We start from the raw sequence: 20187 nt of genomic DNA, 5'->3' as shown, positions 1-20187 counted from the left end.
ACAAAAGAAAGCTGCCCTTATCGTAGTAGTTATGACGAGAAGGCAGCTTTTTATACACTCATAGATTCAATATTGTACATCATATAGGAATGTGATATATTAATTGGCGTATAATAACGAAATTTATAGTTAATATGAGTCATATAGTAGGAGGGAGTCCGATTCAGCTATCTTCGCGTCAATTGGAGTTAGTAGAGCTGGTAAAGAAGCATGCACCGATTACCGGTGAACAATTAGCCGAATATCTCGGTGTAAGCAGGCCAACGCTCCGTTCGGATTTGTCGCTGCTCGTTATGCTGGGACATTTGGACGCCAAACCTAAGGTTGGGTATTTCTTAGGCAATGCATACCGGTCAAGCAACGAAGCGTTGCAACAGTTAAGCAGCTTGAAGGTAAGAGAAATCCAAGGCGTACCGGTTAACGTGCCGGATTCGCTATCCGTACATGATGCAGTCATCACGTTATTCACGGAGAATGCCGACACGCTGCTCGTGGTTAATGAGAACAAAGGTTTTGCGGGTATTGTTACGCCGAAGGATCTGCTCAAGATTACGCTTGGCAATGCGGGAGCTGCATCGATTCCCGTAAGTATGGTCATGACCCGTTACCCGAATATCGTAACGTTAATACAAGATGATTCCGTGCTGGATGCTATACGCAAGATGTCGCTTCATCAGGTCGATTGCTTGCCAGTTATCATGCCTCGGGACGAGCAAGCTCCTCATCCGGAGATTGTAGGATGGGTATCGAAGTCGAACATTATACGTCTGTTGGCCGACATTGCGGCGGCTCCGGATCTGGGGGAGCGGAATCTATGACACCATTGACACAGCAAATTATATACGTATGCTCAGATGCGGTTGGCGAGACGGCTGAAGCGGTTGCGAAAGCGACCCTCCGACAGTTTTCGTCAGAGCATGTGAAGATTAAGCGTTATGGACATTTGAAGTCGGAGGATGAGATCGTACGTATCGTAACGGAAGCGGCTGGGACTGGCGGATTCATCAGTTATACGCTCGTTCAGCCGGAGCTGCGGGAACTGATGAAGGAGGAATCGCTTAAGCAGGGCGTGCGCGCCGTCGATGTGATGGGGCCGATGATGCAAGCTTATGTCGATACCTTCGGAAGTTATCCGAAGCGTGAGCCAGGCCTGCTTCATTCGATAGACGATGCTTATCATCATAGAATGGATGCGATCGAATTTGCAGTCAAATACGACGATGGCAAGGATGCGAGAGGCTTCGTACTGGCGCAGGTCGTGCTGATCGGCGTATCAAGAACGTCCAAGACACCGCTTAGCGTCTTTTTGTCGCACAAAGGAATTAAGACTGCGAATCTTCCGCTCATGCCGGAGGTTAACTTGCCTGAGGAACTAAAGCCTGCGCCCGGTCGCTTAATCGTTGGTCTGACCATGCAGCCTGAGCATTTGCTAGGGATTAGAACGGAGCGCCTTAAGACGCTGGGACTTCCATCTTCGGCGCAATATGCGTCACAGGAGCGCATTATCGAGGAGCTGAAATACGCTGAGGATGTTATGAAATCGCTCAATTGTCCGATTATCGACGTCACAAACCGTGCAATTGAGGAAACGGCAGGTATCATTATTGAATGGCTTTACCGATAAATGGCTATACCGATAGAGATGGAGGGATCTGTATGGATAGAACGTTTGTAATGGTTAAGCCCGATGGGTTTGCGAGAGGTCTTGTCGGACGTGTTGTTGCCAGATTCGAGGAAAAGGGTTTTAAGCTGGTTGACGCGAGGGTAATGCAAATAAGCAGGGAACTTGCCGAGCGGCATTACGAGCACCTGAAAGCGAAGCCTTTCTTCGACGAGCTAGTCGAATTCATCATCTCCGGACCTGTGTTCGCCATGATATGGGAAGGCAAGGATGCGATCAAAAACGCAAGATCGTTGATCGGCGCGACGAATCCGTCCGATGCCCTTTCAGGGACGATTCGCGGCGACTTTGCCATCGATGTGGCGAGCAACATTATTCATGGTTCGGATTCGGATGAGAACGCGGATCGGGAAATCAAGCTATTTTTCCAATAAGGATGAAGCAGTAGCAAGAGATATCCCGGAATATGCGCTTCAAAGATTCCAAAAAGATAGACTGCTAGTGTTGACGAGTGGCAGGGGGATATGGTAAATTTTAACCAAAGTTAATAAGAGCAACCGCGGAAGCACCGTATTTGACGCTAGAAATAGCGTTTTATACGGTGCTTTTTTGCGTTTGTTTTCTCATCTGAAGAGGAGGTGTGCAGCCATGAAACGATATCAGCTTGCTGTAGCGGCGAAGGAGGAGGAATACGTAAAACGGCTGGCGGAATATGTTCGCGAGAGCCCGATTAGCCAGCAATGGCAATTGATCGCCTTCACAAATGCGCTAGCGCTGAAGGAACATATCGAGAAAGGGTATTCGATGGACCTGCTTGCCGTACAGCCGGGATTGTATTCAGAACTGAAAGTCGGCATCGATGCTGCAAGACTGGAACGAATTGCGACCGTTGCACTCGTCTCGAAGCGCGGAGAGAGCGGGGGTCAGCAGAAGGAGTTGCTGCAATATCAGCCGTTGCCTGCACTGCTTCAAGGCTTGTTCGATATGCACGCGGGGGCAGGTACCGCTGGGTATTCCTCTCCCGTTGGCAATGGGCTCGTTTCGGAAGAGGGCGCGAAGGTCGTAACGGTGTATTCATCTTCCGGGGGCACAGGGAAGACCGCGCTTGCTCTTCATCTGACAAATGCTGCGGGATCGCAGCAGTACCGAACCTTTTATCTGAACTTGGAGCGGTGGCATTCATTAGGGGGATGGCTCGGGCATGCGAATCACATAGGTACTCAGCTTGGCATGTCAGAGCTATTGTACAAGTTGAAATCCGAACCGGAGCAAGCAGGCAAATGGTTGCTTGAGCATCGCAAGCGCCATTCATTGCTGAAGGGAGACTACCTTGCTTCCTGCACGAACGCGGAGGATCGTATAACGCTTGGCGCGGAAGATGCGGCTGGATTGCTTGCTCTGATTAAGCAGTCAGGACAATATGATCTCATCATTGTCGATCTGGACGACGGTCTGGATGAGCTTCACATGAAGCTGCTGGAAAATTCCGATCAGATATTGTGGCTCGTAAGCGACGATGAGGGTGTTCTTGCGAAGCAGCGGCTGGCCTACCGCTATGGGGAGCAGAAGTGGGGACCGCGGTTTCAACGCATGGCTCAGAAGGTCCAATTGATTCATAATCGCGCGAAGACGAATGCGTTGCCGCCGACTGTTAATCGGGACGGCATACCGTATATGCCAATTTCATTGCCCGATGCGATGGAATGGAATAACTATAGCGCGACATCACCTAAGCTTCTATCATCGCCATCATATAGAGCTGCAGCAGGAAGGCTGATGAATTATATACTGAGAGGCGGACAGCAGCATGCCGTTAACGGATGAAGTGGTGCTGTCGCTCCGCAACAGCGTTCGAGCCAAGATCGATTTCAACGGAACATTGTCTGATGAAAGTTTAATGCGAATTGCTGAAGATACGGTATTTGAGTGGTGCACGCACAATCCGCTTACGGCAAATGAGAAAGTGCTGCTTGTGCGCAGACTGTTCCATTCCTTCCGAGGGCTGGATATTTTGCAGCCGTTAATGGAGGATGCTTCCGTGACGGAGATCATGATTAACTATCATGCGGAAATTTTTATCGAGCGTCATGGGAGGATGACATTGTATCCCGTAGCATTCGAGAGCAGGGAGCGGCTCGAGGATTTGATTCAAGCCGTAGTTGCAAGCGTGAACCGAGTCGTGAACGAATCTTCGCCAATCGTTGACGCTAGGCTCAAGGACGGCTCGCGGGTACATGTCGTGCTTCCTCCTGTCGCGCTCAAAGGACCATGCATGACGATCCGGAAGTTTCCTGAGCAGCCGTTAACGATGGACCAGCTGATCTGTTACGGCTCATTGTCAGCGAAAGCTGCAAGTTTTCTAGAAGAGCTTATTGCATCGCAATACAACATTTTCATAAGCGGCGGGACAGGTACTGGCAAGACGACCTTTCTTAATGCGTTGTCGCAATTCATACCGAGCGACGAGCGAATTGTAACGATTGAGGATTCGGCTGAGCTGCAGATTCGGACCTTGCCCAATCTCGTGTCGCTCGAAACGCGCAATGCGAATACGGAGGGCAAAGGAGAGGTAACGATTCGCGATCTGATTCGCGCTTCGCTCCGGATGAGGCCAAACCGCATTATCGTTGGCGAGGTGCGCGGCGGTGAAGCTTTGGATATGCTGCAAGCGCTAAATACAGGCCACAGCGGATCGATGTCAACCGGGCACTCGAATGGAGCGAAGGATATGATTGCGAGGCTGGAAACGATGGTATTAAGTGCAGCGGATATGCCTGTACAGGTCGTTAGGCAGCAAATATCGTCTGCGATCGATATTGTCGTTCATCTGTCGCGCTTCCGGGATCGAACGAGGAAGGTGACGGAAATATGCGAGATTCGAGGAATGGAGGGCGGCGAGGTGCAGCTGAATTCGCTGTTTCGTTTCCAAGAGGACGGGGAGAAAGAGGGCAAAGTCATCGGTGAGCTGCGTCCGACAGGAAATACTCTGCTGCATACGGACAAGCTCGTTATGGCGGGTCGGCAGCAGAGAAGCGGGGAGGCTGTATAGACATGAGAGTGCATCCGATACGCGGTTTGCTGTATTGGTGTGGATGGGAGAATCAAGTTCAAGCGCCGACTGCTAAAGCAGCTACTGCTAGGCAAACAACCCTCCCCGATTATCGGCATTATAAGCTGACCCATGGGCAATTTGTTATCGCTGCTCTTGCTGGGGCGCTAGCGCTGTTCGGCGCTGTTTATCTGTTTTACCACTCCGTCATCATTGCCGCTATGTTCTCCTTCGCAGGTGTTATAGCACCTAGATATTGGAGAGCAGGGCTCTTGCAGCAACGGAAAGATAGGTTGAAGCTGCAATTTAAGGAGGCGTTATTCTCGCTTGTCTCTTCGCTCGCTGCCGGACGCTCGATCGAAAATGCGTTTGTATCGACGCTGGACGACTTACGGCTGCTGTATCCCGATCCACGTACCGAGCTGCTGATTGAATTCCAAATTATTAGCAATCGGTTGGATCATGCCGAGCCGCTGGAACAAGCGCTCCGAAGCTTCGCGGAGCGGGCAGGAATTGACGAGATTACGCAATTCGCCGATGCGCTTGCTGCATGCAAGAGGTCGGGCGGAGATCTGATCGAGGTGATGAAGCGCACATCGGCGATTATCGGCGAGAAGCTGGAGACAGAACAGGAGATAGCTGTAATGGTCGCTCAGAAGCGGTTCGAAGGCAAGATTATGATGGCTGTGCCTTTCGTTTTTTTAGGATTTCTCAGCTTTGCCGCACCTGACTACATGGCTCCTTTGTACAGCGGGCTCGGTTACTTGCTCTTGACTGCGGCACTCGGATTGCTGCTCTTCTGCTTCTGGATTATGAACAAAATGATGGATATTCGAATGTAGGAGGATGGGGCTGAGGTTCGGGTGGATGTTCTAATTGCCGTTGTTTTAACTGGAGCATGGCTTTATATGGTAGGTACAACCGGACTGCGTTCTGTTTGGCTGGACCTCAAATCAAGCAACGTAGCTTCACGGAAGCATGGACCTAGCTTTCAAAGTCTTATCCTTACAGAACCATTCGTTCGAATGTTGGAGCGTCTTCGTCTGTTCGATACGATGCAGCTACAGATGGGCAGCTACCATATGAAGCTGGTCATTTTGAACGGCGCTGACTGGACGATCGAGCGAACGAAGACAGCCGCAGGAGGTGCTGTTTCCATCGGATATGCGGCATTAACGGCTTGTGCTTGGCTTAGCTCTTTATCCGGTGAGCGCGTACTAATGCTGATGGGTATCGTATTCGGCGTCGTACTGCCGCTTCGCCAATTCGTTGATGCGGGACGTAAGGTAGAGCGCCGCAAGCAGGAGATTATCGCCGAGCTGCCTGACATGTTAAGCAAGCTGATGCTGCTGGTAGGGGCAGGCGAGACCGTACAGCACGCTCTGGCAAGATGCCTGGACGGAAAGGAAGCAGGGAAGCATCCGCTGTATATCGAGTGGGGACATGCGGTAACTGCGCTTCGCAATGGACATTCCTTCAGTTCGGCGGTGGAGCGGTTCAACAGGAGATGCGCTGTGCAAGAGGTATCGGTATTCACAACGGTGCTGCTTCTTAACTATAGGCGCGGAGGAGAGCACTTCGTACTTGCCTTGCGAGAGTTGTCCTACACGCTTTGGGAGAAAAGAAAGGCGGTCGCAAGATCGCGTGGCGAGGAGGCATCCTCTAAGCTCGTATTTCCGCTGGTCGGAATTTTGTTCGTGTTAATGATTTTAGTCGCTGCTCCGGCTGTTCTATTAATGTCTTAACAACAAACGATGAATGAGAGGGAGATGTACGATGAGAAGAATGAAAAATACGTTCCGCAAGTTTTGGAATTCAGAGGAGGGTCTTGGAACGCTTGAAATTATATTGATCATTGCAGTCGTTATCATTATTGCTTTGCTGTTCAAAGATTGGATTATTGAGCTAATCGAGCGGTTGATGGGTAAAGCGGATGACCAAGCAGATCAAATCTTCTCTTAAGCGAAGCAAGGTTCGTTCCCTGTTAGCCAAGCCCGCGGCAAACATAGCTCGAAGCGAGAACGGCAGCTTCACGCTAGAATCGTCCATCGTGATGCCGATGCTGCTCGCAGCTATTATGTTGTTCATCGTATTCGGTATGTATATCTACCAGAAGGTTGTCATTTATTACGCCGCCTCCTCAACCGCAGAGAGAGCCGCCTTCGCTTGGGATAATAGCCATCGCGATACAAGTAGCGGCATGCTCCTGAAGCCTGAATACGACGGCTTGTATTGGAGAATCGGAGACAATCAAATGCTGCAAAGCTTGTTCGGTTTAGTTGAGGGAGGAGGCGGCGCCCTGGTGGAATTGTCAGACAGTCAAGGTGATGCCGGCGCTATACAGGCTAGCAGTTTGCCGGAGCGCAAGCTGATGCAAGCATCAGCTTGGCTGCGTAACGAAGAGCTTAATTACAAGGGGGAGCTTTCGTTCGCCCATGGAATATTGCAAAACGAAGTGTTAGTAAAGCTGAAGCAGCCGCTCAATTTATCATCCGATGTTCGGCAAGACGGCTGGTTAGGCAGAGAACCGAAGACCGTTGCTGCAGCTATTGTGGTCGATCCCGTCGAGTTCATTCGCAATGTCGATCTCGTGCGTTATTATACGACCCGGTTTCAGAATCGAAGCGGAGGTCCGGCGATATCGAAGACGAAAGCTGCTGAGGCGCTTGCTCCCTATCAAGATGCTGCCGTAGGAGCAGCTCCATGAAGTCCGTCTCAAGGGCAACAAGGAGGGGAAACGGGATGAGGAGGCTTCGATTAAGAAATTTGCTTTTTCGAGAGGATGGCGCAGTAACCGTATTTGCCGTTATCGTTCTTTCCTCACTGTTGTTATTTTTTGCTGTACTTATTGATTATGCGCGTATCGGGGCGATTCATAAGCTCGCAGAGGATACGGTAAGGTCTGGCGTAAGATCCGTCTTATCCGCCTACGATGCGGGACTCTATGAGCGTTATGGTTTGTTCGCTCGTGGAGGCACTAGCGGACAAACGATATTCGAGCAGGTAATATCAGTGAACATGGAGGAAGAGAACGGGGCTAGCAGCGGATTCAGCGTCGTTGACGGACAAGTAGAGTCCGCGGATCTTCAGACTGCTGACGTGCTTGGCAGCCATGATATATTCGCCAGGCAGGTGCTGGAGGATATGAAATATAAAGCACCGATCGACTTTACGCTGGAGCTTGTGGCGAAGTTCGCGCCAATGGCTGGAGAGATGAAGGAGGCTGCCGTCGCTGTTGACCTGCTGGAGAGCATGAGGCGATTGTACGAGAAACGTGAAGCGGCGCTTGCCCTTGTGTTGGCTATGCAAGAGCAAGCGGCTGCGGCGCTGGGCGGCAGTGGAATGGGCGGAATGATTCCCGTGAAAGCAAGTGGATCAGGCGGGAATGGAGATACAGCGGCTGCCATCGCAGGTGGGTTCGCAGCTTATGCAGCGAATGTGCAGCATGACGAATCGCTCCAAGAAGATGAGGAACCGCTGTATGCCGAGGCTATAGCCGCTTACGAGCAGCATGCGAGTTCACTCGCAGGCAGTCTTCGAAGGCAGAGCATAAGCGTGCAGCAACAGCATGCGAAATTAAAGGGAAAAGCGTTCCAGGAGCTTGAGGCGGCTAGGAAACTGAACGACGAGATGAAGCTGCTGGAACAGCAAGTGGATGCAGCGGCTAATCGGTCAGATTATGACGCGGTAGGCAGCCATGCGGAGAGAACCGGCGGAGAACGGCTTCCTGACAGTGCCGCCTCCGATATAGAGGAGATTAAGCAGTCGGCGAAGCAAATGATATTGCCCGACAACTGGTTCCAGCAATATAAGCTTGAGCTGGAGGGGCAGAATGCGGCAGCAGCCGCATTCGACATGGATGCTGGCAGGTTCCAATCGAATGTATCGGCAGCAATATCAAGGCCTGTTGCCAGCAGCTCTAGCCAAACTTTAATGTCGGCTGTTGCTGCAATGAGGTTGTCTTACGGGGAGTATGAGGAGAGCTACGTACAGCCGGCGACGATTATCGGAAAACGAAGAGCGTTGCTCCAAGACGCCGAGCTGAATAACCGATTGAAGGAGCAGGAATCGAAGGCGCAGTCGCTATGGCAGCAAGCTCGAAATATGCTTGACGGCTTCGGATCCGTTCCGCAGTTGGAGGAGCATATCAAGTTATACGAGGAGATCCAAGAGAAGCGGGACGATAATTTGAAGTTTAATCAGAAGCAGTCAGAGGCGGCGCAATCGACGGTAGACAATCAACCTGGCCAAGCGCATGAGGCTGCAGAGCAGTCCCAGCAATTCATGGGCGGATTGTTCACAGGCATGTCAGGCATGCTTGAGCGATCACGGGATACAATCTATTACGGCGAATATATCGTAGATCGCTACACGGTGTTTGCTCCGCAGAACTTACGCGCGATGCTTCTGAACGGCGATACGGCTGAGCTCTCGCAAGCTATTTCATTCCATAATCAGGAGGCTGAATATGTTATCTACGGTTTTCATAACCCAATAGGAAACTTAGCTGCCGCGTATGGGGAACTGTTCGCTGTGCGTATGGCGATTCGAACGATGGAGGGACTCATCCAAAGCCGGTCGCTAGGACATCCGCTTCTTATTTTATCCGCTGCGCTTATCTATGGTCTTGAAAAAACGATCGAGGATATGATTGCGTTCACGGAACGCGGCTCGGCTCCGCTATCCAAGTATGTGAAGACAGAAGTATCGTACATGGATTATTTGCGGCTGTTCATGCTTGTTCATAGTTCGGATCAAGCAGGAATGCTGTCCCGTATGATCGCCGTTATCGAGCAAAATACAGGCACTGTGCTGTCAGCCTCGCCTTCTGCGGTTACTGGTGAAGCGAAACTGTCGATGAAGCTGTGGTTTTTGCCTGGTGCCATGCACATGGTGGGGAAGTTCGGATTATTGGAAGGAAAGGTTGTTGGCAATCGTTATGAGACTATACAAACAATCGGCTCGTCGTATTGATAAGGGAAATACGAGATTTAATAGCGAGCAGGGTTCGATTGTTGTAGAAGCCTCCTTCGTCATGCCGCTTATTCTCATCTTATTGCTTGTTTTTATCGTCTTAATTCGGCTATGCGCTGTTCAAATGGCTTTGCATGCGACTGCTTCGCAAGCTGTTCGTCATATTGCTGCACATATTCATCCAATTGATCTGGCTCTTCAGCAGGCAGCTGCCGTGAATCCGCTTGAAGCTGCATCCCCGCTGCCGAAGAGCAGTTGGGGCGATATTGCGGCAGAGGCCGCCGAATGGCTTCCGAATCCGGCTGGCGAGTTGATTTCATCTGCGCTTCGAGGCGATTGGAAGCCGCTGCAGGATATGGCGGCGACGGAGCTCGGACGCTCCGTTGTAGAGCCAATATTGCACGAGGCTGCCGACCAGGCGATCCTTGAGCCAAATCGAATACGTCTAAGCCATCTAGCCTTACCTGATCTATCGAAGGAAACCGAGCCCCTATTAACGATGTCGGTTGAATATGAGTTTCCGCTGAAGCTGCCGTTCTACGGCAAGCCGATTCTACTCCGGGATCAAGCGTCCGAACGAGTATGGGTAAGCGATGCCGCCGCTGCTGCTTATGGTCATGAAGCAGAAGGAGAGGACATTATACCGCTGCAAATTGTGTCTATCGAGCCCTCGCCTGTGCGGCCAGGGAGGAAGGCAACGGTTGTCGTCAAGACTAACCCAGGCACTTCCGTTTCGCTGGACGTTATATACAAGAGCGGGCATAGCAAAGCGAAGCACTTGGGCGCAACGGCAGCCGATGAAAGCGGCTATGCGACGTGGACATGGCATGTATCGGGCAATACGACGCCAGGCAGCTGGATGCTGACAGCTACGGCTGCAGCTCAGCAGGAGCATAGCGTGTCGCAATATTTTGTTGTGGAGAAGGCAAATGGGGATTAGGAAGGAGAGGTTGTGACGTGGACGCAGTGACAATTATAGCGGCAGCGATCCTTCTTGCTGTGGCATTCATTACGGATATTAGCAAGCAGATCATACCGAATTGGTTAACGATCCTCTTTTTTGGCTGCGGCATTCTGTTTCATCTGATTATAGGCGGCATTCAGGGTGGGGGAATGTCTGTTGCCGGCGCGGCAGCCGGTTTCGTCCCTCTTCTTCTTCTGCATTTGGCCAGAGGCATCGGAGCGGGCGATGTTAAGCTGTTCGGGGCACTGGGCGCATGGATAGGTGTAGGCCATGTATTGGAGGTGCTCATGTATTCGATTCTGTATGCGGGATTGATCGGCATCGCGTTTGCGGTCATATATCGTCCGTTCAGCAGCAAGTTAACGGTCGGAATGACGGCTTTGCTTGTACCGGGCGAGGAGCAGAAGAGGCGGCAATGGCTGAGATTTGCAGATTCGGGACAAAAGTTTCCTTTCATGCTCGCTGTCGCTCCTGCGGCGATAACCGTATGGATGATGGTAGGCTGAAACGGAATAGATCAATGAGTGGAAGGAGGAAGCGGGATATGCAAAAGTTTAGAATTGATTTCTCTATGAATCGCGGTCATGAAATGCTGATTGACACCGAAGACGGAATTATGCGGAGCAGTCTCGATGACATTGAGCTTCATATGCTGCGCGGTGAGAAAATTCCGTATCTATTGCCTGTCGACTGGTTCGAGCTGGATGGGAAGGTAACCTTCCGATACGTGCTGGATGGTCATAAAATGCTGCTTCATCGGCTTCAATTAGGACCGCTTACGATGCAGCAATATTATTCTCTGGTTCTAGGTTTAATCGATGCGCTGAGCGAATGCCGCCATTACATGCTTAGACCGGAGGGCTGTCTGCTGGACGAATCATTCATCTTTATTGGCGAGCAGCTGCATGATGTGCGCCTAGCTTACGTTCCAATTCAAGTATCCGATAATGAAGCATCAACAAGCAGCGATTTATTGTCGCTTATCGTACGATGGACCTCCTACGTGGATGTGCTGGACGGCGAAGGCTTAAAACGGTTACTACGCCAATTGAGCAGCACTAAGTGGCCGCTGGCAGAGCTGCGGACTACGGTGCTTGAGCTAATTGGCGGATCATCGGCAGTTGGCCTTCAACCACGTATTGCCCAAGCAATTGTGAGGCCTCCCCAGTATGCGGCACAGGAATATGCTTCAGGTGAAACCCGTTCACCGCAGGAGGTTGTACACCAAGAGAAGGTTCGGCTAATGCCGCCACAATTGTCGGATCGACCCCATATCAGGATGGATACAGAAGATGAGGAACTTTTCTCACAGCAACAGATAGCGAATGTGAATAGGTTCAAGTGGATAGCCGCTGCTATTATACTGCTCGCAGCAGCCTGTATATGGCGTTTTGTTTATCTAGCATCGCCTTCAAACCAAAGTATGCTTATAAGTGCTGCTATGATGCTTCTATTAGTGGCAGTCGTTATCGTTGTATGGAGAAGGAATGTCCGCATACTGAATCCGATTGAGAGTGAGGATTTGGATTTTAATTTGGATCAAGAGTCCTCATACGATCAAGCCGGCGCGGCTTCCGAATTCGAAGCCTTATCCCAACCGCAAACACAACATAACCGATTCAATCATTTACTCTCTGCAAGCACGGGCGATAGCCCGGTGAATCGCAGTGATACAGCCGAAGTAAATAATCACCTTTCTATGAAGCCGGGTGCCAACAAAACGGGGCTTCAAGAGAAAATCGCCGTACCCGTCATGGAACCGACGGTGCTCCTTGGAAAGTCTCTGAAGGAGACGAAAGTTGAACTTGCAGCAAAGCTGTATCGTCGTTGGCAAGGGGAGGATAATGTAATTGAATGGTCGGAGCCYGTGCTAAGGATAGGAAGAGCAGGGGATCAAGGAGGGTATGAGGAGCCGGCTAGCGGTATATCTCGTATGCACTTGGAATTCATGTATTCGGAAGGCGAGAGGATGGCTAAGGATCTTGGCTCAAGTAACGGCAGTACATTAAACGGTGAGCCTATGATTCCGTATAAAGCATATAAAATAACCGACGGCGATAGGATACAGCTTGCAGGTGCGAACGGGCCTATGTATGAATTTCGACTAGAATAGCGGTGTTTAGCAGCCTATTTACGGGCGAAAATAGCATTCAAACAGCTCTCAGCAGTCGGATATTGAAAGGTGAATCCGAGCTTCATTGATTTGCGGGGAATAGCACGCTGGCCTTCGAGCACAAGCAATGACATTTCACCGAGCACCGTCTTCAATAGGAAGGAAGGCACGGGAAACCAGTGCGGACGTCCCATCGCTTTGCCGATGGTGCGTCCGAATTCATCATTGCGAAGCGGTTCTGGAGCGGAAGCATTAACAGCACCACTGATGCTGTCATTGTCCAAGCAGAACAGCATCAGCCGTACGATGTCATCGATATGAATCCATGACAGCCATTGCTTGCCGCTGCCAATTCGGCCTCCTCCGTACAGCTTGTACGGAAGCGCCATAAGCGGGAAAGCCCCTTCCTTGCGGTCTATGACAAGACCGACACGCAGCTTGACGAGCCGCTCAGCAGCAATGGAATCCGCTGCGAGTTCCCATTCCTTAACGACACCCGACAAGAAGTCGGTAACATGAATAGGGCTACTCTCGTCGAACTCGCCGTCCAGCGACATCCCATAGGCGCTAATGCCGGAGGCATTGATGACGACCTTAGGTTTATGCGCAAGCGAATCATAAAGAGCGGCGATGCGGACCGCTGCAGTGAGACGGGATTGCAGGATACGCTGCTTGGCTGCTGCCGTCCAACGTTGATTGATCGATTCGCCGGACAAGTTAACGATCGCATCGATGCCTTCCAGTAAGGAAGGCTGCTGCGCTATTTGATCCCAAGTTACATAACGAGAAGCTTGAGGCGAACCGTTAAAAGATTCATTACCACTGATAGTACGTGTAATAATGACGACTTCATCCGATCGAGCCAGCAGCGCCTTCGACAGCGCTTTGCCAATAAATCCAGTTCCTCCGGCGATCGCAACCCGCATCGTTACCGCTCCTTTAGTTATCTAATGCAATGCTGGACAGCCACAGTTGCTTGTTGTTGCTGTCGATTTCTTTCTCCGTATACTCGAATTTCACTTTCGCTTCTTCCGGCAAGGCGTCAATCGCAGCTTTTTGCTCTTCGGTTATTTGGAATACAGCTGCGCCCGACGCTGTTATAATTTCTATGGAATGGGTATCTACGATTCCTGTGAACGTGCCTGTATCTGACTTCGTCTCGGACACATTCGTTTCGCCCTCCGAAGTACTCTCATTACCGTTATTCGCTGCATTGTTATTGGAATTATCCGAGCCTTCTACATCAGGATCGATCATGCCGTTTCCATCCGGCAAATCTTCAACCTGTTGAGGCGGAGTGTTGGTAGCATCCGGGATTTCGCTTCCTGTTTTGGCCGAGTTGCCTCCTCCACATGCGGTTGCGGCAAGCATGACGGCTAACAATAGAGCGCTTGCGGCCACTGATTTCGTAAGTTTGTTGCGTTTCGATGAGTTCATCAAGTGAACCACCTCCTGAATTTTTTTATAAAGGTATGTACCCATTTAAACGAATGTTGAACGGCATTGGTTACATTAATTTTGTGAGAGGGTCATTCGGAACAAATAAAGAAAGCCGCGAAAGCGGCTTTTCCTCATTTATTGAGCAAATGTTTATAAGGGGCATAGTCGATGCCCTTGCGGTCAAGAAACGTAACAAGGCTGCGGTAATCACGTTTTGGCGTTGCGCGTATGTATCCTTCGATGCAGTGGTCGCGCGTAACGGAATTAGCGCCGTGCTCGATCGCCACTTGGCCGATCTTGGCTGCGATGGAATGTTTAGCTATATCGCGAAAGGCGCTGGGAACAGGGGATACGAGCTCGTCCAGCAGCGACTTGGAGTCGTCGTTCCACATGCTGCGGCTGCGCTCGACCCAATAGTTTTGCCAATCGAGCTTGGACTTGCCGTCCCGCATCGGAAGCACCTTCAGAAATTTTCGAAACATGAAAAATCCGCCAATCGACATAGCTCCCACCATGACAACAGCCCAAAAGACAATAAAATACATAAACCAATCGGGAGTACCCTTCATCGTCATCCTTCACCTCACAAACGAATTATACCGTATTCCTAGATTTATTTCGACATTCCTTGTAAAATAGGGAGGATCAACGAAAAAGGGGCGTTTAAAGGATGCTAAAAATAGGTTCCCATGTATCGTTTTCGGACAAGGGTCTGCTTAATGCGGCTCAAGAAGCAGTATCATACGGTTCAAGCACATTCATGATCTACACCGGAGCGCCGCAGAATACGAGGCGCAAGCCGATTGATGCGTTATATATTGAAGAAGGCAAAGCGGAGATGGAAGCGGCGGGTATTAATGAAATCGTCGTCCATGCTCCGTACATCATTAATTTGGGCTCCTACAAGGAAGATACGTTCGAGCTGGCAGTCAACTTCCTGCAGGAAGAAATCCGCCGTACCGATATGATCGGAGTACGCAATATTGTTCTTCATCCAGGTGCGTATACCGACAAGGACGCCGAATTCGGCATTGCCCGTATCGCGGACGGCCTCAATCAAGTGCTTGAAGGCACGAAAGAAACGAAAGTTAATATCGCGCTGGAGACGATGGCCGGCAAAGGTACGGAAATCGGCAGAAGCTTCGAGGAACTAGCAGCGATTATCGATAAAGTGCAATACAACGATCGTCTAACGGTGTGCATGGATACATGCCATATGCACGATGCAGGCTACGACCTTATCAACGATCTCGACGGCGTGCTGGAGAAGTTCGATCGCACTGTAGGTTTGAATCGCGTAGCTGTCGTCCACGTGAATGACAGCAAAAATCCGGTTGGCGCAGGCAAAGACCGTCATGCACCGATTGGCGCGGGCTGGCTCGGACATGATGCGATCAAGAGCATCGTGCATCATGAAGCGTTGCAAGGCCGTCCTTTCATTCTTGAGACGCCATGGATTGGCAAACAAGACAAGACAGAACGTCCGATGTATGAGGCCGAGATCGCGCTGCTTCGCGGCGATGCCCGCGCGCGCTTCGGCGAATCGTTCTTTGAAGACGTAGAGCGCCTGCATCATTTCTTCGGCAAACAGGAGATTGATCCAAGACTGTTCGTGCTTTCGACATGGGAACTGCTGAAGAACGATGCAAAGGCGAAGAAAGCCGATCCGCGCGAACCGATGGAGCGTCTGTACGATCTCGTGCTTGCGGACAACCCGCTTTCGTCGTCGTTATCGGAGGAACAAATCAATCAACGGATTACAGCTTGGTTCGGCGGCAAGCATCTGCTTGCTACGGTATAAGCGATTCTAAATATAAAGAGCAAAGGAAGTAACCCAAGATGTCATCACAAGTCAATCAATCTCAAAGTGCGGCATCAGCAGCCGACAAGAGCGGACGAGCACGTATGCTGATCTCTTGTCCGGACCGTCCGGGCATTGTGGCTGCCGTTTCGCATTTTCTATATGAACACGGAGCTAATATTGTTCAATCCGATCAATACACGATGGATCCAGAAGGCGGCATGTTCTTTATCCGCTTCGAATTCGTTCTGAATGATCTGGATCGCGAGCTGCCGATACTGGTCGAGGATTTCGCCAGAGTAGCCGATCGTTTCGATATGAAATGGCATACGTTCCGCGCCAGCCGTAAGAAACGGCTAGCTATCTTCGTGTCGAAGGAGGATCATTGCCTACTGGAGCTGCTATGGCAGTGGAAGGCAGGAGATCTGGACGCCGAGATATCGATGGTCATCAGCAATCACTTGGACATGCAAGAATTGGTCCAATCTTTCGGTATTCCGTACCATCATATTCCGGTAACGGCAGATACGAAGGCGGAAGCGGAGAAGAAGCAGCTGGAAGTCGTTGCCGATAAGGCGGACATCATCGTGCTTGCCCGCTATATGCAAATTATTTCGCCGAAGTTCATCGAACAATTCCCGAACCGTATTATTAATATTCACCACTCGTTCCTGCCTGCATTCGTCGGCGGCAAGCCGTACGCACAGGCTTATACGCGCGGCGTTAAGCTGATCGGCGCAACCGCTCATTATGTAACGGAAGAGCTGGACGGCGGACCGATCATCGAGCAGGACGTCGAGCGCGTAAGTCATCGCGATAACGTGAATGAGCTTAAGCGTATCGGCCGCACGATTGAGCGTGTCGTACTTGCCCGCGCCGTGAAGTGGCATATCGAAGACCGTGTCATTGTCCATCAGAACAAAACGGTTGTATTCAACTAGTCCGATCAATTTAGGATGGAAAACAGCCATTCAGAGTGATACAATGTTCAAAGTTGTTTATAGGCTTAAGAACGTATCGTTCATCGTAAGTTGTGAAACGATAACAAATTAGATTCAACTATTAGGAGGAAACAGGAATGACTGTTACACAAAAATCGATTGACCAACTGTCGATTGATACGATCCGTACGCTTGCGATCGACTCGATTGAGAAAGCGAAATCCGGTCACCCAGGCATGCCGATGGGCGCTGCGCCAATGGGGTATCAATTGTTTGCCAAAAATATGAACCACAACCCGTCCAATCCGACTTGGGTTAACCGCGATCGTTTCGTACTGTCCGCTGGACACGGCTCGATGCTGCTATACAGCCTGCTGCACCTATCCGGCTACGATCTTCCGCTTGAGGAACTGCAAAACTTCCGTCAATGGGGCTCGCTGACTCCAGGTCACCCAGAGTATGGCCACACAGCTGGCGTAGACGCTACGACAGGACCGCTTGGACAAGGTATCGCAATGGCTGTTGGTATGGCAATGGCTGAAGCTCAGCTTGCAGCTACTTACAATAAAGAAGGTCATAACGTAATTAACCACTTCACATACTCCATTTGCGGCGACGGCGACTTGATGGAAGGCATCTCCCATGAAGCAGCATCGTTCGCTGGCCACCTTGGTCTTGGCAAATTGGTTGTTCTCTATGATTCGAACGATATTTCCCTTGACGGTGAATTGAACCTGTCCTATTCGGAGAGCGTTCAGAAGCGCTTCGAAGGCTACGGCTGGCAAGTTCTTCGCGTTGAAGACGGCAACGATCTGGGCGCATTGTCCAAAGCGGTTGCAGAGGCGCAAGCCGATCTTTCCAAGCCGACTTTGATCGAAGTTAAAACGGTTATCGGCTACGGCAGCCCGAACAAAGGCGGCAAAGGCGGCCATGCAGGTCCTCACGGTTCCCCGCTTGGCGCTGACGAGACGAAGCTGACGAAGCAAGCTTACGGCTGGAACGACGAACACCAATTCCACGTGCCTGACGAAGTTCGCGCACACTTCGCAGAAGTGAAAGCAAACGGCGAGAAAGCTAACGCTGCTTGGGACGCTGCTTTCGCTGCATACAAACAAGCTTTCCCAGAGCTTGCTGCTCAATTCGAGACAGCGATCGCAGGCGAACTGCCTGAGGGCTGGGACGCTGCGCTTCCTGTATACACGACAGAAGACAAGCCAGTATCGACTCGCGTCGCTTCCGGCAACGCGTTGAACGGTCTTGCGGCTAACGTGCCTAACTTGGTTGGCGGTTCGGCTGACCTTGAGAGCTCGACGATGACTCACTTGAAAGGCTTGACGCAATTCAAGCCAGGCAGCTACGACGGCCGCAACATCTACTTCGGCGTTCGTGAATTCGGTATGGCTGCAGCAATGAACGGTATTGCGCTGCATAGCGGTCTGAAAGTATTCGGCGGTACGTTCTTCGTATTCACCGACTACCTGCGTCCGGCTATCCGCCTTGCGGCTATCATGAAGCTTCCTGTCGTATACGTGCTTACGCATGACAGTATCGCTGTCGGCGAAGACGGCCCTACGCATGAGCCGATCGAGCAACTTGCTTCGATCCGTATCATCCCTGACCTTACGGTTATCCGTCCGGCTGACGCGAACGAAACTTCTGCAGCATGGGCTTATGCAACGGAAAACACGGACGGTCCAGTGGCACTCGTTCTGACTCGCCAAAACTTGCCGATCCTTGAAGGTACGGTTGACAATGTTCGCGAGAACCTAAGCCGTGGCGCTTACGTCGTATCCGACGCTGCAAACGGCAAGCCGCAAGCTCAAATCCTTGCGACAGGTTCCGAGGYTCAACTGGCAGTAGCTGCTCAGAAGGCGCTTGCCGAGGAAGGCATTCAAGTTCGTGTTATCAGCATGCCGAGCTGGAATCTGTTCGAGAAGCAATCCAAAGAGTACAAAAACTCGGTATTGCTTCCTGACGTTAAAGCGCGTCTTGCCATCGAAATGGCTCATCCGTTCGGCTGGGAGCGTTACACAGGCGATCAAGGCGACATCCTTGCGATCGATCGTTTCGGCGCATCGGCTCCTGGCGACCGCGTAATCAAAGAGTAYGGCTTCACAGTCGAGAACGTCGTTAGCAAAGTAAAAGCTTTGCTGTAATAGCGGCTTCCGCGCTTTAGCATTCGATAGATAAAGGAGCTTACAATTACGATGTCCCAATTCGAAAATGTAACAGTCGTCAAAAAAGCGAACGTTTATTTTGACGGCAAAGTAACAAGCCGCGTAGTCGTGTTCCCTGACGGAACGAAAAAAACGCTTGGCATTATGCTGCCAGGCGATTACGAGTTCGGAACGGACTGCGTTGAGATTATGGAAATCCTTGCCGGCGATCTGAAAGTGCTGCTTCCGGGCGAAACGGAATGGCTTCACATTCAAGGCGAAGGCGAATTCACCGTACCTGCGAACACGAAGTTCAAGCTTCAAGTTGCAACGGTATCCGACTACTGCTGCTCGTACATCTACGAGTAAGTCAAAGTCATACAAGAAAGAGGGCTGTACGCTTAAGCGTACGGCCCTCTTTCTCGTTTACTAACCTGTATTGTCGCAAAATTCGATTTTTCGTTACAAAGAACGCCGCAATCGAATTGTTTCCGCCCTTCTAATCGGATAAAGTTAATGGAAACAGCATACTGGCTAGGAGGCTTACTTTACATGAAACAAAAAAACTATACACCGCTTATCGCGATCTTATCAGTTGTGCTTGTCGCTATCATCGCCGTGCTGTTCTTCTTGCCGGCTTACGACGGCGAAGTGCATTTCGACGTGACGATATTGCCGCTGCTGAATGCGATCTTCAATTGCTTCACCTTCATAGCGCTTGTCGTTGCCTTGACAGCTATTCTTAAGAAAAACGTTCGGATGCACAAAGCGTTCATCTTCGCCGCGTTCGGCTCGACGACGCTGTTCTTGGTCTCTTACGTGACGTACCATTACTTGACGGAATCGACCAAATACGGCGGCGAAGGCATTCTTCGCTCGATCTACTTCTTCGTCCTGCTGACGCATATCGTGCTCGCAATCGTAGTCGTGCCGCTTGCTCTCATGTCAGTCGTAAGAGGGCTGTCGATGCAGGTAGAGAAACATCGCAAAATCGCAAGATGGACGATGCCGATCTGGCTGTACGTAAGCTTCACCGGGGTTGTCGTATACCTGATGATCTCGCCATATTACGCTTAACGCACCAAAAAGGGGCTGCTATTGGTCGATAATACGACCGATGGCAGCCCC

The 20187-nt window shown here is 50.8% G+C and carries 21 protein-coding genes; 18 read left to right on the top strand and 3 right to left on the bottom strand.

The genetic code is table 11. From position 1 onward, the window contains the following. Positions 1–134 precede the first annotated feature (134 nt). From AB4Z33_RS00850 to AB4Z33_RS00790, 13 genes are all read left to right on the top strand, one after another. Positions 135–818, top strand: coding sequence for a helix-turn-helix transcriptional regulator (locus tag AB4Z33_RS00850; RefSeq protein ID WP_442048060.1), 684 nt, complete (start codon positions 135–137; stop codon positions 816–818). Then, on the top strand, positions 815–1624 hold the full coding sequence (locus AB4Z33_RS00845; protein WP_442048059.1) for a pyruvate, water dikinase regulatory protein: 810 nt from the start codon (positions 815–817) through the stop codon (positions 1622–1624). Before AB4Z33_RS00850 ends, AB4Z33_RS00845 begins: the two co-directional genes overlap by 4 nt. A gap of 32 nt (positions 1625–1656) precedes the next feature. Then, entirely contained in the window at positions 1657–2055 is a 399-nt protein-coding gene (ndk, locus tag AB4Z33_RS00840; RefSeq protein WP_442048058.1) for a nucleoside-diphosphate kinase, read from the top strand. 214 nt (positions 2056–2269) lie between these two features. Then, positions 2270–3445, top strand: a complete 1176-nt coding sequence (locus AB4Z33_RS00835; protein ID WP_442048057.1) for a hypothetical protein — start codon at positions 2270–2272, stop codon at positions 3443–3445. Beyond that, positions 3429–4670, top strand: a complete 1242-nt coding sequence (locus tag AB4Z33_RS00830) for a CpaF family protein (RefSeq protein ID WP_442048056.1) — start codon at positions 3429–3431, stop codon at positions 4668–4670. The genes AB4Z33_RS00835 and AB4Z33_RS00830 overlap by 17 nt, the downstream gene beginning before the upstream one ends. 2 nt (positions 4671–4672) lie before the next feature. Continuing rightward, positions 4673–5512 carry a type II secretion system F family protein gene (locus tag AB4Z33_RS00825; protein WP_442048055.1) on the top strand — a complete coding sequence of 280 codons (840 nt, stop codon included), beginning with the start codon at positions 4673–4675 and terminating at the stop codon, positions 5510–5512. Between the two features lie 66 nt (positions 5513–5578). Next, entirely contained in the window at positions 5579–6415 is an 837-nt protein-coding gene (locus AB4Z33_RS00820; protein ID WP_442048054.1) for a type II secretion system F family protein, read from the top strand. Between the two features lie 31 nt (positions 6416–6446). Beyond that, positions 6447–6632 (top strand): Flp1 family type IVb pilin, encoded by a 186-nt coding sequence (locus tag AB4Z33_RS00815; protein ID WP_442048053.1) that lies wholly within the window; start codon positions 6447–6449, stop codon positions 6630–6632. Beyond that, on the top strand, positions 6604–7377 hold the full coding sequence (locus tag AB4Z33_RS00810) for a TadE/TadG family type IV pilus assembly protein (protein WP_442048052.1): 774 nt from the start codon (positions 6604–6606) through the stop codon (positions 7375–7377). Before AB4Z33_RS00815 ends, AB4Z33_RS00810 begins: the two co-directional genes overlap by 29 nt. Positions 7378–7412: 35 nt before the next feature. Continuing rightward, positions 7413–9644, top strand: coding sequence for a TadE/TadG family type IV pilus assembly protein (locus tag AB4Z33_RS00805; protein ID WP_442048051.1), 2232 nt, complete (start codon positions 7413–7415; stop codon positions 9642–9644). Continuing rightward, on the top strand, positions 9610–10584 hold the full coding sequence (locus AB4Z33_RS00800; protein WP_442048050.1) for a hypothetical protein: 975 nt from the start codon (positions 9610–9612) through the stop codon (positions 10582–10584). Before AB4Z33_RS00805 ends, AB4Z33_RS00800 begins: the two co-directional genes overlap by 35 nt. 17 nt (positions 10585–10601) lie before the next feature. Beyond that, complete coding sequence (locus AB4Z33_RS00795) at positions 10602–11114, top strand: A24 family peptidase (protein ID WP_442048049.1); 513 nt, start codon at positions 10602–10604, stop codon at positions 11112–11114. Positions 11115–11152: 38 nt separating this feature from the next. After that, positions 11153–12721, top strand: a complete 1569-nt coding sequence (locus tag AB4Z33_RS00790) for a DUF6382 domain-containing protein (RefSeq protein WP_442048048.1) — start codon at positions 11153–11155, stop codon at positions 12719–12721. Positions 12722–12735: 14 nt separating this feature from the next. Here the strand turns inward: AB4Z33_RS00790 and AB4Z33_RS00785 are convergent, their stop codons facing one another. The 3 genes from AB4Z33_RS00785 to AB4Z33_RS00775 form a co-directional block, all read right to left on the bottom strand. Next, complete coding sequence (locus AB4Z33_RS00785; protein WP_442048047.1) at positions 12736–13647, bottom strand: TIGR01777 family oxidoreductase; 912 nt, start codon at positions 13645–13647, stop codon at positions 12736–12738. A gap of 13 nt (positions 13648–13660) precedes the next feature. Next, on the bottom strand, positions 13661–14161 hold the full coding sequence (locus AB4Z33_RS00780; RefSeq protein ID WP_442048046.1) for a hypothetical protein: 501 nt from the start codon (positions 14159–14161) through the stop codon (positions 13661–13663). A 131-nt stretch (positions 14162–14292) separates the two neighbouring features. Next, positions 14293–14730 carry a DUF2621 domain-containing protein gene (locus tag AB4Z33_RS00775; RefSeq protein ID WP_337102819.1) on the bottom strand — a complete coding sequence of 146 codons (438 nt, stop codon included), beginning with the start codon at positions 14728–14730 and terminating at the stop codon, positions 14293–14295. 101 nt (positions 14731–14831) lie between these two features. Here AB4Z33_RS00775 and AB4Z33_RS00770 point away from each other — a divergent pair, with 101 nt between their 5' ends. The 5 genes from AB4Z33_RS00770 to AB4Z33_RS00750 all read left to right on the top strand — a co-directional run bounded on the left by AB4Z33_RS00770 (position 14832) and on the right by AB4Z33_RS00750 (position 20136). After that, positions 14832–15962, top strand: coding sequence for a deoxyribonuclease IV (locus tag AB4Z33_RS00770; protein WP_442048045.1), 1131 nt, complete (start codon positions 14832–14834; stop codon positions 15960–15962). A 38-nt stretch (positions 15963–16000) separates the two neighbouring features. Then, entirely contained in the window at positions 16001–16903 is a 903-nt protein-coding gene (purU, locus tag AB4Z33_RS00765) for a formyltetrahydrofolate deformylase (RefSeq protein ID WP_442048044.1), read from the top strand. 137 nt (positions 16904–17040) lie between these two features. Beyond that, complete coding sequence (tkt, locus tag AB4Z33_RS00760; RefSeq protein WP_442048043.1) at positions 17041–19059, top strand: transketolase; 2019 nt, start codon at positions 17041–17043, stop codon at positions 19057–19059. Between the two features lie 51 nt (positions 19060–19110). Then, a complete protein-coding gene (gene ppnP / locus AB4Z33_RS00755; protein WP_337102823.1) occupies positions 19111–19428 on the top strand; it encodes a pyrimidine/purine nucleoside phosphorylase in 318 nt (105 codons plus the stop codon). Positions 19429–19611: 183 nt separating this feature from the next. After that, complete coding sequence (locus AB4Z33_RS00750; protein WP_337102824.1) at positions 19612–20136, top strand: DUF420 domain-containing protein; 525 nt, start codon at positions 19612–19614, stop codon at positions 20134–20136. Positions 20137–20187 lie beyond the last annotated feature (51 nt).

The organism is Paenibacillus sp. 2TAB19 (genome assembly GCF_052115185.1).
Classification (GTDB): domain Bacteria; phylum Bacillota; class Bacilli; order Paenibacillales; family Paenibacillaceae; genus Pristimantibacillus.
This window is presented reverse-complemented; position numbering and strand designations above follow the sequence as displayed.